Origin of the sequence: Ferrovum sp. PN-J185, from assembly GCF_001581925.1 — a bacterium.
Classification (GTDB): domain Bacteria; phylum Pseudomonadota; class Gammaproteobacteria; order Burkholderiales; family Ferrovaceae; genus PN-J185.
Genome location: NZ_LQZA01000003.1, coordinates 69,751 through 82,586, shown reverse-complemented (window position 1 = coordinate 82,586; position 12,836 = coordinate 69,751). Strand labels below are relative to the sequence as shown.

Here is a 12,836-nt window from a genome sequence, read left to right as displayed (position 1 = left end):
ATTGAGATTAATCGCTAAAAGCCTATTTATATCAACCATACTGTCTCTCTCTGCTTGTTCTGGCTCTAATACGTCAACAGATCCTGCTCCTCAAAGTTGGCATAATATCAGTTTTCAAGTGGATACCAGACCTAGCCCTCCCCAAAAGGGTATGAATGAAATTGTCGTGACTGCTAACGATATTAAAAAAAATATCCCCGCATGGGATTTGATTATTTCGATTCGTAGCTCAGATCAAGATGATTGGAAACAGATGATTGAGGATGGTCGTATGGGCGTTTATAGACGTGCAGTTAACGTTGAACCCGGGGAGAGATCAACGTTAAAAATTTCAATTAAGCACGGAAATGAAGAGGGCGAACTACGTTTTCCTTTGCAGTCACCTCAGTGATTTTAGGTGATTTGATTAAGGTAAAGACAATATTAAGGAAATAGAATAAAAATCCTAATGCCATACAGGTACCAGATAAAGCCATTAATGGACTGTAGTAGTGTTGATGTACTGCTCTTAATAACTCACGATTATGTAACATCAAATAACCTTCCCAGGTACCAAACACCATAAGAATAGTGTAAAAACTATATACCCCCATTACGGTAAACCAAAAAGTGTACTGTACAAGTTTTTTGGAATAGAGGCGTTTGCCTGAGAACTGTGGTAACAAATAAAAAGTGACCCCCATGGCTAACATCACAACCCCACCCACTAGATTCATGTGTGCGTGAGCGAGTGGATCAATCATGTGTCCTGGACCACCGTAAGGGCTACCGATGGAATCAAGCCAAGCGCGTATGGGAGGCATCACTTGCAGCATGCCATGAATTGTTCCGACTAAAAAAGACAAAGCCGAGACAACAAGGAACTTAACTAATAGTTGTGTTTCGCTTTTGGTGATCATATTGTTATTGTTATTTTCTATAATTAAGATATAAAAAAACCTGACTATTTCAAATAATCAGGTTATTTATTAATTTATCTTTCGTTTTGACGAATTTCTTTAACTCTATCGATGCCAACGCCGCCTAGAGTGAATGAAACCACAATGCCAGCTACAAACAAAATAACCGGAACAATCATAACCCACGTATTTAATACTTCCATAATACCCCCCTAAAAGTTATTACTTATTTTACTAGTGGTTTTAGTCTATCAAAACCCTTTTTGCTTAGCAAATATTAAATGAGTCTATTCTGTAATGGAATATTACAATTTACTCATTGTATTATGCCCACTAAATTGAGGATTGAGCTAAATAAGTTACTGGGCTACACTGCAACATATAAGAATAAAATATAAAATAGGGGATAAAATGGGAGGAATGATGAAAACACTGTCTATTCTATTGGGTGGTTTATTGTTGTTGATATCAACTGTGGGTCATGCAGCACAAATGACCAAAGATTGTCCAAATTGCCCTGACATGGTTCAAATTCCAGCAGGTAGTTATCAAACAAGAGGTGATGCTCCGCATCGTGTCACCTTCGCAAAACCTTTTTTGATGAGCGCAACATTAATTACGCAAGGTCAATGGCGAAGCGTTATGGGGAATAATCCTAGCTCGTTTAAATCCTGTGGTGATGCTTGCCCAGTGGAAAATGTAAGTTGGGAGGAAGCGCAAGTATTTATACTTCGCCTTAACGCTAGAACAGGGAAACATTATAGCCTCCCATCAGAAACTCAATGGGAATATGCCTGTGTTGGACGTAGCAATATCAATTACTGTGGTAGCAACAATGTCTCTAGTATTGCTTGGTATAAAGAAAACAGTGACAACTCTACTCATCCCGTTGCCACAAAACGCCCCAATGATTGGGGATTGTTTGATATGAATGGTAATGTGTGGGAATGGCTTGAGGATTGTTATCATGAGTCGCTGAAGGGCGCACCGTCCAACGGCAGTGCCTGGGAAGACGCCATGGTACCAGAGCAATCAACAACATGCCCCTCTAGAGTGTTGCGTGGTGGTGCATGGAATAATTCAGCAGATGAGTTAGAGGTGAGTAAGCGCAGCGCTGATGACCCTCATGCTCATTCAAATAGTGTAGGTTTTAGAGTGGTGAGGATTAATTAAATGAAGGTGTTTGTAGCGATTATTGCAGGATTGTCCGTATTGGTGTTGGTGGGTGCGATCTACTGGGTAAGTACGATTCCTGCTCCATCAGAGATGAAAGTCAGTAAGTTAGTCGTAGCCATCGATGATGGCCCACAGATTGATGATTTTAAATTACAGTCCACTTCGCAAGAGGGGGTATTAGATAATACCAGTCTTGAGGGGCATTGGACTTATTTGGTTTTTGGTTATACGCATTGCCCTGATGTCTGTCCAACAACCCTAGCTACTTTAGCTAAAGTGACACAAAAGTTAGGTAATGATAAATCACCCTTGGTGGTGTTTGTATCAGTTGATTGGCCGAGAGATAACGTATCAATTTTAAAACAGTACGTGACATCCTTTGATAAAACTTTTATTGGTGCCGTAGGAAACGATGAGTCTCTTAAGCCTTTAGTGAAAAGCTTATCAGCGTATTATCAACGTAAAGATAACAATGGTGCTGTTAAAGATGGCTATACGGTAGATCACACAAGCTCAGTATTTTTATTAAATCCAAAAGGACAGTTACGCGCTGCCTTCACAATGCCGGGCACAGTCGATCAAATTGTGAGTGATACCAATCAATTGATGTCACATCATTGAATGAGAAGAAGTGGTTACACTTCTTCTTTAAAAACATCGCTATAACTAATATACACACTCGCTGTAATGGTAGGAACTACAAACAAGCCTAACAGCACTCCAAGTACAGGGACAGTAAAGAGTGTGATACTGATTGCTGCAAGAATGGCGCCCATAGCGATCAAATAAAAAAGAATAGGGACCACATTTATCGCACAAGCTTTCCCTGAAATGGTGATTGCTTGAATGACTGAAACTGGAGTGAAAATCAGCAGAGCAGGGGCGTACCAACCTAATACTAAAAGAAGCAGCTGCACTAAACTGAGGGTAATAAACATAGGTGTTAAGTCGCTGACTAGTACCTGTAGTTCTTCAAGGTTGGCGTTGCTGTCAAATACCATTCCCTGAAATGCAGTCATGTGTTGTCCTCCCCAAATGAGAGTTACAATCGATAAGACCACCTCCCAGAATACATTGACCCCACCCAATCCCACTAAGCGCGGATTATTAAGGTTAAAACCTAAAAAGAGATGACGGACTTTTAGTGACTGACCTTGATGAACTTTCTCGCAACCCACCATAAGACCAGCAAAAAAAATTGGCAGAGTTAATGAAAATAATACCGGCCCAAAGCCCCAAAAAATAGAACATAACAGCGTAAATAAGAACCATACTGTCATGACGCTTAACCAACCAAAAGGGCTTTGAAAAACCAAAGTAAATCCTTCGCTAATCCAGTACAGTCCGCGAACGGGAGAAACAGAGCGTGGTTCAGTTACAGCTGACATGATGCGGGATTTCCTTGGTAGTGCAAAATCATTTTATAAAACCAGTTAGGATCGTGAGGCTGAACCATTTCTCCTTTTCTGGGTAAATATTTATCAAATAGTCGAGATAACCAAAAACGCATCGCAGCTGATCTTAACATAATCGGTAATTCTATTATTTCCTCTTCATTTAAGGCCCTTACCTGATGATAGGCCTGTAACAAGGTGCGGTAGCGTTCACTATCGAGCGTAGCATCATGATTCATACACCAATCATTAATGACTACACATAAATCAAATAATAACGCTTCTTGGCCAGCAAAATAAAAATCGATTATGCCGCTAATTTGATGATTGTTGAATAACACATTATCGCGAAATAAGTCAGCATGAACCGTTCCTTTAGGTAGGCTATCCCATGAGCGAGATAACAGGTAAGTTAACTCTTGAGTCAGCGTATCTTGTTGATTAGGGTCTATAAAAGGTATGACTTGAGGAGCAGTTAACTGCCACCAGCTACGTCCACGAGGGTTGTGATGAACAACAGGATAATGTTGGCCAACCAAATGAAGTTTGGCTAACAACTCGCCCATGGCAGCACACTCAGTCACTGAGGGGGTCATAATAGATTTCCCTGATAGACGAGTCACTAACGTAGCGGGTTTGTTGCAGAGTTGACCTTGTAGCTCTCCTTGCACATTAATTTGAGGTTTGGGGCAAGGCAGGTGGTGGTCACTCACATAAGCCATAAAGTGGAGATAGTAATCCACTTCGCTCGATGTTAATTTTTCAAATAAGGTAAGAACAAATTGTCCCTTGTCAGTGGTAACGAAATAATTGGTATTTTCAATCCCAGAGGCAATACCTTCGAAGTGAAGAAGTTCACCTACGTTGTAATGTTTAAGCCATGCAGATAAGTCAGCATGGGCTACAGTAGTAAAAACAGCCATGAATCACTCAGTCTTTAGAATTTCAGAATAACCCACTGAGGAACCACAGTGCGATCAACCGGGCCATCATAACGATGCCATTCACCCTTACCTTCTTCATCAATCAAGTAATAAGGTTTGCCTACCTTAGGTGTAACTTTGATTTTATAGAGCTTCCCATGTAAACGAGTTTCTTCGAATGTTGCTCCATTACGCTCAACAATTGTTACTTGAGGCTCTTCGGCCCGGTCATTCGTATTGTCTTTACTGGGAGCATATTGCGGTGGAGGGGGGACCTCTTTGGTATTCGCATTATTTAATTGCGGTGGTGGTGGGGCGTCTTTAAATGATTCAGTATCTGCCGCATAAGAGATACCATACATCAGTGCTAATAAAGCGATAGTAATAGTTAGGCTTTTCAAGCTTGGTTGATAGGTCATAATCAGCCTTTTTTAGCTGCTTGTTGGATCGCAGCACGAATACGGTTATAAGTACCACAACGGCAAATATTGCCTGACATGGCTTGATCAATTTCTTCAACACTAGGATGTGGATTTTGTTTTAGAAGCCCTGCGGCATTCATGATTTGCCCAGATTGGCAATAACCGCATTGTGACACATTGAGCTCTTGCCAAGCCAATTGCAGAGGATGATCACCTTCTACAGAAAGTCCTTCAATGGTTGTGACCTCTTTCCCAACTGCATCTGATAAAGGGGTAATACATGAACGCGTTGCGACACCATTAATATGAATCGTGCATGCACCGCACAGTCCTGCCCCACAGGAAAACTTAGTTCCAGTTAGACCAACTACATCTCTTATCACCCATAATAGAGGCGTGTTAGGATCTGTTTCTAGCTGAAATAACTTACCATTTAATTTCAGTTCTGTTGTCATAACTTTGAGATAATTCCTTTTTTAGTTTAACGAGGTTGTCATGTCAGTACGCGCCAAACCGCTTTTAGTACTTGTAGACGGTTCATCTTATCTCTACAGAGCATATCACGCCTTGCCTGATCTTAGGAGCCATACCGGTTTCCCGACAGGGGCAATGGTTGGCGTACTTAATATGTTAAGGCGTCTAGAACATGATTATAAGCCGGATTACCTTGCTTGCGTATTTGATGCTAAGGGGCCGACTTTCAGACATGAATTATACCCTGATTACAAGTCGCATCGACCACCTATGCCAAGCGATTTAGCGCAACAGATTGCACCGCTTCATGAAGCCATTTCTGCTTTGGGTTGGCCGTTAATTGTTGAAGAGGGGGTGGAAGCGGACGATGTTATTGGTACGCTTGCGCATCATGCCCTAACAGCGCAGGTGGAGGTTCTGATTTCTACCGGCGATAAGGATATGGTGCAACTCATTAAGCCACATTTGAGCTTAATGAATACCATGACTAACGAAAAGCTTGACGAACAAGCAGCGCAAGAAAAATATGGGATTCATCCCAGTCAGTTTATTGACTACCTGACTTTAATTGGGGATAGCGCTGACAATGTTCCTGGGGTACATAAGGTAGGCCCAAAAACCGCACAAAAATGGATTAGTGAGTATGGTACGCTCAATGCAGTTATGGAGCGGGCAAGTGAGGTCAAGGGCGCTCTCGGCGAGAGATTAAAAGAAGCATTAACTTGGTTACCGCAAGCCCGCGAGCTCTTGACTATTCGTTGCGATGTTCCGTTAAGACATACTTTAGATGATCTTATTAAATCACCTCGTCAAGAAGAGGTGTTATTAGCCATTGCTAAAACCTATGATTTACGTCAGTTAATGCGTGAAGAGCAACTCTTAACAGCAACAACTCAAGCCTCCAATGAAAACCCAGTGCAACATATACCCGCTACAACCCAGGATAAAGATTATCAAACCATACTTTTATGGCAAGATTTTGAAGAGTGGTTTAGCAAGATTAACGCCTCTGAATTAACAGCCTTTGATACAGAAACCACAAGTCTTGATCCGTTTCAGGCGCAGCTTGTGGGAATGTCATTTGCCGTTACGCCCTATGAGGCTGCATATTTACCCCTACAGCATCAAGGCCCTGATAGAGTTGATCAGTTACCACTGCAGGAAGTATTAGAGAAACTTAAGATTTGGTTAGAAAGTCCAGAGAAAAAGAAAGTAGGACAAAATTTAAAATTTGATGCCCACGTATTAGCCAATCATGGCGTTACTCTTAGGGGTATTACGCATGATACGCTACTAGAGTCTTATATCTTAGAATCACATCTTCCTCATAACCTTGAAAGTCTTGCTAAGAGACATTTGGGTGAGGACACACTGTCTTACGAAAGTATAACGGGTAAGGGGGCAAAAGCCATTGGCTTTGAACAGGTGGCGATTGATAAGGCAAGTTACTATGCAGCCGAAGACGCTGACATTACCTATAGGATTCACCAAAAATTAATTACAGAGCTCAGCGCTACCCCTAAGTTATTTGACGTTTATCACGATATAGAGTTACCTATTCAAACCATTTTATGGGAAATGGAAAGAGAGGGGGTCCTGATTGATGCCAACTTATTGCTCAAGCAGAGTGATCAATTAGGGCAGCAACTTATCGATATTGAAAACCAGGTTCACCAATTAGCGGGTAGACCTTTTAACCTCAATTCACCAAAGCAGATACAAGAGATTCTCTTTCAACAGTTGAGTCTTCCGGTGATTAAAAAAACGCCCAAAGGAGACCCCTCCACTGATGAAAGCGTATTGCAAGAGTTGGCCTTAGACTACCCCATTGCCAAGCAATTACTCTTTTATCGCAGTTTGGCTAAATTAAAATCCACTTATACAGATAAATTGCCACGCATGGTCAATCCACATACCGGTCGTGTACATACTCATTACGCCCAAGCTGTTGCTGTGACAGGACGGTTAAGTAGTAGCGATCCTAATTTGCAGAACATCCCTATTCGTACTGCAGAAGGGCGACGTATTCGAGAAGCATTTATTGCTCCCCCCGGGAAATTACTGGTTTCTGCTGATTATTCCCAAATTGAATTACGAATTATGGCGCATTTGTCACAGGATGCGGGCTTGGTTGAGGCTTTTTCTCAGGGGTTAGATGTACATAGAGCAACTGCTGCTGAAATTTTTGCTACCACACCTGATGAGGTAACTGATGAACAACGACGAGCAGCGAAAGCGATCAACTTTGGTTTGATTTACGGTATGTCAGCTTTTGGTCTTGCCAAGCAAATTAACTGCGAACGTTCAGCAGCTCAAGCCTACATGGATAAATATTTCCAACGCTATCCTGGGGTGCAACGATATATGAGTGAAACGCGTGAGAGTGCAAAAAAACATGGTTTTGTTGAAACTGTTTTAGGACGTCGCTTATGGTTACCTGATATTCGTCAAGGCAATCCAATGCGTCGCCAAGGGGCGGAGCGGGCAGCAATTAACGCCCCTATGCAAGGTACCGCCGCTGATTTGATAAAACTTGCCATGATTAAAGTGACGGAGGATATTCAGCGTTTAAAATTACAGAGTCGTCTCATCATGCAGGTACATGATGAGTTAATTCTTGAAGTGCCTACTGAAGAAAAAGACACGATTAATGAATTACTACCACAGGCGATGGAAAATGTGGTGTCACTCAATGTACCCTTAAAAGTAGAGTTAGGTTGGGGACAAAATTGGGATGCTGCTCACTAAAGCATCAATTTATCGGGTTCGAGGTATAATGGGCAATTAGATTGTAAATTTTCAATTGATATTATGCGTATTGGTCCTTATCAGCTTAAGAATAATCTCATTGTGGCTCCTATGGCCGGAGTGACTGATCGTCCTTTCCGGGTCCTCTGTAAAAATATGGGGGCCGGTCTTGCCGTATCTGAAATGGTGTCGTCTAATTCACTGTTGTGGGGTTCTGAGAAAACCCGACGTCGAGCAAACCATGAGGGTGAAGTAGAACCTAAATCCATTCAAATTGCCGGTGCTGATCCCAAAATGATGGCAGAGGCTGCTCGATATAACGTCGACCAAGGTGCGCAAATTATCGATATTAATATGGGTTGTCCTGCAAAAAAAGTATGTAATGTTATGGCGGGTTCAGCCTTATTGCAGAATGAGCCTTTGGTTAAAGAGATTGTTGAGGCGGTAGTCAAAGCAGTCAACGTCCCTGTTACATTAAAAATCCGAACAGGATGGGACAGGTCACATCGTAATGCCATTACTATTGCTAAAATTGCAGAACAATCTGGTATCCAATCTTTAGCGATACATGGCCGCACAAGAGCGTGTGGTTATACTGGAGATGCAGAGTACGAGACAATTGCAGCAGTGAAAGCTGCCATTGCTATTCCTGTGGTGGCTAATGGTGACATTACTTCTCCTGAAAAAGCCAAATATGTACTCGATAAAACACAAGCCGATGCAGTAATGATCGGGCGTGCGGCACAAGGTAGACCTTGGATTTTTAGAGAGATAGATCACTATTTAAAAACCGGGTCACTACTCCCTCCGCCCACCGTCCATGAAATTCAAACAGTGTTACTGCACCATTTAGTGGACTTATATGACTTTTATGGTGAAGAAACAGGAGTGAGAGTTGCTCGAAAACATATTAGTTGGTATACCAAAGGATTGGTGGGATCAGCTCATTTTAGGCATAAAATGAATCAATTAACTGAACTAGAGCTACAACGACAGGCAGTGATTGATTTTTTTGATCAATGCTTAGAACACAGTGAAAGATTGCGTTACACAGAAGAATCTGAGGATATTGCTGCATGAGTGAACAAGAATCAGAATTGGCTCAATGCGTGCGTCGCTTAGCGACAGAGTTTTTTGCACGTCTTGAGGGGGAGAAGTGTACTGGGGTGCATGAGTTATTAATCAATACAGTTGAAAAACCGTTACTTGAGGTGGTACTTAATCACACACAAGGAAATCAAACTCTAGCAGCGCAGGTATTAGGGATCAATCGCAACACACTGAGAAAGAAAATTCAACAATACGGCTTAGTACAAGAATAATTGGGAAAAAATCATGGCGATTCAGCGAGCGTTAATTAGCGTATCAAATAAACAAGGTGCGGTAGAGTTTGCCCGCGCCTTGAATCAACAAAAAGTTGAAATTCTCTCGACAGGTGGTACGGCAAGACTATTACGTGATGCGGGTATACCTGTTATAGAGGTATCGAATTTTACTGGCTTTCCAGAAATGCTTGATGGTCGTGTCAAAACACTTCACCCGAAAATACACGGAGGAATTTTAGCTAGACGCGATTTAAGTAGCCATCGTGATGCCATGGCATTGCACGGTATACAACCGATCGATTTGGTTGTGGTTAATTTGTACCCTTTTAAAGAAACAGTCGCTAATCCAGAATGTACTCTTGACGAGGCTATTGAGAATATTGATATAGGTGGACCGGCAATGGTTCGTTCAGCCGCTAAAAATCACGCCCATGTTGCAGTGGTTACCGATCCGGAAGATTATTCGCTCGTTTTGAAGGAAATGAAAAGTAGTCATGGCGAATTGTCACAGACTACACGTTTTCATTTGGCAGTTAAAGCGTTTTCACATACTGCAGAATATGATGGCATGATTGCCAACTATCTCTCCTGCATTGAGGAAGGAGAAGCGAATCAAGGTTACCCCGAGCGTTTGCATCTCACCTTTACTCGTGAGCAAAGTTTGCGCTATGGAGAAAACCCTCACCAAAGTGCGGCATTTTATCGAGATATTCATGCTCCTGTTGGATTACTCAGTGATTATCAGCAATTACAGGGTAAGGAGTTGTCCTATAACAATATTGCAGACAGTGATGCGGCGTGGGATTGTGTTCGTACTCTTAAGGATAAGGCCTGTGTTATTGTGAAACATGCTAACCCTTGTGGTGTGGCAATTGGTCAAAGTGCTAAAGAGGCTTATTTACGTGCCTATGCAACGGATCCTACCTCTGCCTTTGGTGGCATTATCGCTTTTAATTGTAAGGTAGATGAAAAAACCGCTGTCGCTTTACAACAACAATTTGTGGAAGTAGTACTGGCTCCTGAGTATGACAAAAAAGCGCTTGAGATATTTAAAGAAAAAGCCAATATTCGGGTGCTACAAGTACCGCTAAGTGGCGCTTTTAATGGTTGGGATATGAAGCGTGTGGGTGGGGGATTATTAATTCAAACTCCTGATCATATTACTCTTAATGATAATGAGCTTCGTGTTGTTACTAAAAAACAGCCTACCGCTCAACAGATGAATGACTTGAAGTTTGCTTTTCACGTGGCTAAGTATGTGAAATCTAATGCCATTGTCTTTTGTCGTGATGGACAGACTCTGGGAGTGGGAGCAGGGCAAATGAGCCGAGTGGATAGCACTCGTATTGCCCGACGCAAAGCCGAGGACGCTTCTCTTTCTCTTGCGCAATCCGTTGTTGCATCGGATGCTTTTTTCCCATTTCGAGACGGGATTGATGTAATTGCCAGTGCTGGAGTTTCGGCTATTATTCAGCCCGGTGGCAGTATTAAAGATGAAGAAGTCATCGCTGCTGCAGATGAGCATGGTATTGCAATGGTACTAACAGGTTTACGACATTTTAGGCATTAATCTCCATGAAAATTTTAGTTATTGGTTCGGGCGGACGTGAGCACGCTTTGGCATGGCGTCTTGTTCAGTCAAAAAAAGTATCCCGCGTTTACGTGGCACCAGGTAATGCCGGCACCAAACGTGAAGAGGGGCTATACAACGTTGACCTTAATAGTGTTGATGAATGGGTTCGCTTTGCTAAAGAAGAGCCTATTGATTTAACAGTAGTTGGTCCAGAAGCCCCCTTATCACAAGGTGTTGTTGATGCATTTAGAAATGCTGGATTAGCTATTTTTGGACCAACTCAGTTAGCCAGTCAATTAGAAGCCTCTAAAGATTTTGCTAAAGCATTTATGATGCGCCATAGTATTCCCACGGCAGCTTATGCTACTTTTGAAGAGGCTGCTCTCGCTCATCAATATATTGATCAACAGGGCGCGCCTATCGTTATAAAAGCCGATGGCCTTGCTGCAGGGAAAGGTGTGGTGGTGGCAATGAGTCTTGATGAAGCGCATCAAGCCATTGATCATATGTTCTCAGGGGCACTGGGTGGTGCCGGACATCGCGTCGTGATTGAAGAGTTTCTAGAGGGAGAGGAAGCTAGTTTTATTGTGCTCTCTGATGGTGAGAATGTTTGTCCTTTGGCGACCAGTCAAGATCATAAACGGTTACTTGATGGTGATTTAGGCCCTAATACAGGTGGTATGGGGGCCTATTCTCCCGCACCAGTGGTTACACCCATGCTTCACGCAAAAATTATGCGTGAAGTAATTATGCCAACTATTCGAGGGATGAAAGCAGAGGGTAATACTTATACTGGTTTTCTGTACGCTGGATTAATGATTAGTCCTAATGGAGACATTAAAACACTTGAGTTTAATTGTCGTATGGGTGACCCAGAAACCCAACCCATTATGATGCGTCTCAAGTCGGATTTGGTGGAAGTACTGGACTTGGCTGTCAAAGGGCGTTTAGATCAAGTTCATCTTGAGTGGGATAGACGCAGTGCGGTAGGTGTTGTTATGGCTGCTTATAACTATCCTAATACACCAAGAACAGGAGATGTTATTGTTGATCAAGGTGTGTCAGATCTGGACAGTCACGTATTTCATGCTGGAACTGCGATTGATGACAAGGGCCAACTTGTCACTCGCGGTGGCCGTGTACTGTGTGTGACAGCACTAGGCGATACATTACGAGTTGCAGCTAATAAAGCCTACCAACGCTTAGCTGATATTCAATTTGACGGGCAGCAATACCGCCGAGATATAGGTTGGCGCGCTTTAAAAAACTAACTTAACGGCGAATTATCTGGTCATTGGCTAAATCAATTATTTTAGAGGGTTGGGTGTGACGCAGCGTACGGCCACTGATGATTTTTACTTTGTTACCAAGTTGTCTGTGACACTCGCGTAGAGTACGGATAGGGCGACGTCCAGATAAATTGGCACTAGTGGATGTGATGGGCATCTTGATTGTCCGCAGTAAAGTAAGCGTATCAGGATGAGCGTCCACTCTCACAGCCACTTTTTTGCTTTTGTGTCGTCCTCTCACTAATGGTAGGCAACGCTGGCGCGCAGGGACTAAAAAGGTCACAGGACCAGGCCACGCTTGATTGACTCTGTTTTGTTCAGTAGCGGTGAGTGGATGATGGAGTTTTTGTAGCTCACGTGCTTGATGGGCAATGACAATCAATCCCTTGTGACTGGGTCTTTTTTTTATGCTGAGAAGTTTTTTTAGTCCGCGTTGGCTATAGGGTGAACAACCAAGTCCAAAGACAGCACGGGTAGCATAGGCAATAACTCCTCCTTGTGCTAAATAATGTCTGAGAGCGCGTTGTGATTGTGAAAGTCGATGTTGTTTCATAGTTTATATGATTAGCCTGAGAGTGTTACACTTCACTGTTTATACTGATTTTAACGGATA

At 42.5% G+C, this 12,836-nt stretch carries 15 protein-coding genes; 8 read left to right on the top strand and 7 right to left on the bottom strand.

Going from position 1 to position 12,836, the window contains the following annotated elements:
- The first annotated feature begins 1 nt into the window (after position 1).
- Positions 2 to 391 (top strand): hypothetical protein, encoded by a 390-nt coding sequence (locus tag FV185_RS09560; RefSeq protein ID WP_156474198.1) that lies wholly within the window; start codon positions 2 to 4, stop codon positions 389 to 391.
- Here the strand turns inward: FV185_RS09560 and FV185_RS06470 are convergent.
- Both FV185_RS06470 and FV185_RS09800 read right to left on the bottom strand, forming a co-directional pair.
- On the bottom strand, positions 336 to 899 hold the full coding sequence (locus FV185_RS06470) for a cbb3-type cytochrome c oxidase subunit I (protein WP_067495303.1): 564 nt from the start codon (positions 897 to 899) through the stop codon (positions 336 to 338). The two genes, FV185_RS09560 and FV185_RS06470, sit on opposite strands and share 56 nt — an antisense overlap.
- Positions 900 to 973: 74 nt before the next feature.
- The gene (locus FV185_RS09800) at positions 974 to 1,102 is read right to left on the bottom strand and encodes a hypothetical protein (RefSeq protein WP_267865387.1); all 129 of its coding nucleotides are present in this window, start codon (positions 1,100 to 1,102) and stop codon (positions 974 to 976) included.
- A gap of 217 nt (positions 1,103 to 1,319) precedes the next feature.
- On the opposite strand from FV185_RS09800, the gene FV185_RS06465 reads away from it, so the two are divergent.
- The gene (locus FV185_RS06465) at positions 1,320 to 2,072 is read left to right on the top strand and encodes a formylglycine-generating enzyme family protein (protein WP_197457807.1); all 753 of its coding nucleotides are present in this window, start codon (positions 1,320 to 1,322) and stop codon (positions 2,070 to 2,072) included.
- Positions 2,073 to 2,696 carry an SCO family protein gene (locus FV185_RS06460; RefSeq protein WP_067495297.1) on the top strand — a complete coding sequence of 208 codons (624 nt, stop codon included), beginning with the start codon at positions 2,073 to 2,075 and terminating at the stop codon, positions 2,694 to 2,696.
- A 14-nt stretch (positions 2,697 to 2,710) separates the two neighbouring features.
- On the opposite strand, the gene FV185_RS06455 is transcribed toward FV185_RS06460, so the two are convergent.
- The 4 genes from FV185_RS06455 to FV185_RS06440 are packed head-to-tail and all read right to left on the bottom strand — an operon-like array spanning position 2,711 to position 5,269.
- Complete coding sequence (locus tag FV185_RS06455; protein WP_067495294.1) at positions 2,711 to 3,463, bottom strand: BPSS1780 family membrane protein; 753 nt, start codon at positions 3,461 to 3,463, stop codon at positions 2,711 to 2,713.
- Positions 3,451 to 4,392 (bottom strand): homoserine kinase, encoded by a 942-nt coding sequence (locus FV185_RS06450; protein ID WP_067495291.1) that lies wholly within the window; start codon positions 4,390 to 4,392, stop codon positions 3,451 to 3,453. The genes FV185_RS06455 and FV185_RS06450 overlap by 13 nt, the downstream gene beginning before the upstream one ends.
- A 14-nt stretch (positions 4,393 to 4,406) precedes the next feature.
- Positions 4,407 to 4,811 carry a DUF2782 domain-containing protein gene (locus FV185_RS06445; protein ID WP_067495288.1) on the bottom strand — a complete coding sequence of 135 codons (405 nt, stop codon included), beginning with the start codon at positions 4,809 to 4,811 and terminating at the stop codon, positions 4,407 to 4,409.
- Between the two features lie 2 nt (positions 4,812 to 4,813).
- On the bottom strand, positions 4,814 to 5,269 hold the full coding sequence (locus FV185_RS06440; protein WP_067495285.1) for a (2Fe-2S)-binding protein: 456 nt from the start codon (positions 5,267 to 5,269) through the stop codon (positions 4,814 to 4,816).
- Between the two features lie 40 nt (positions 5,270 to 5,309).
- Between FV185_RS06440 and polA the strand changes: the two genes are divergently transcribed.
- The 5 genes from polA to purD all read left to right on the top strand — a co-directional run bounded on the left by polA (position 5,310) and on the right by purD (position 12,205).
- Entirely contained in the window at positions 5,310 to 8,036 is a 2,727-nt protein-coding gene (gene polA, locus FV185_RS06435) for a DNA polymerase I (RefSeq protein ID WP_067495282.1), read from the top strand.
- A gap of 63 nt (positions 8,037 to 8,099) precedes the next feature.
- Positions 8,100 to 9,116, top strand: coding sequence for a tRNA dihydrouridine synthase DusB (gene dusB / locus FV185_RS06430; RefSeq protein WP_067495279.1), 1,017 nt, complete (start codon positions 8,100 to 8,102; stop codon positions 9,114 to 9,116).
- Positions 9,113 to 9,358 carry a helix-turn-helix domain-containing protein gene (locus tag FV185_RS06425; RefSeq protein ID WP_067495277.1) on the top strand — a complete coding sequence of 82 codons (246 nt, stop codon included), beginning with the start codon at positions 9,113 to 9,115 and terminating at the stop codon, positions 9,356 to 9,358. Before dusB ends, FV185_RS06425 begins: the two co-directional genes overlap by 4 nt.
- A gap of 13 nt (positions 9,359 to 9,371) precedes the next feature.
- Positions 9,372 to 10,931, top strand: coding sequence for a bifunctional phosphoribosylaminoimidazolecarboxamide formyltransferase/IMP cyclohydrolase (gene purH, locus FV185_RS06420; RefSeq protein WP_067495274.1), 1,560 nt, complete (start codon positions 9,372 to 9,374; stop codon positions 10,929 to 10,931).
- Positions 10,932 to 10,936: 5 nt separating this feature from the next.
- A complete protein-coding gene (gene purD, locus FV185_RS06415; RefSeq protein WP_067495271.1) occupies positions 10,937 to 12,205 on the top strand; it encodes a phosphoribosylamine--glycine ligase in 1,269 nt (422 codons plus the stop codon).
- A 1-nt stretch (position 12,206) separates the two neighbouring features.
- Here purD and FV185_RS06410 read toward each other — a convergent pair whose 3' ends face one another.
- Positions 12,207 to 12,776, bottom strand: a complete 570-nt coding sequence (locus tag FV185_RS06410; protein ID WP_067495266.1) for an L-threonylcarbamoyladenylate synthase — start codon at positions 12,774 to 12,776, stop codon at positions 12,207 to 12,209.
- Positions 12,777 to 12,836: the final 60 nt, after the last annotated feature.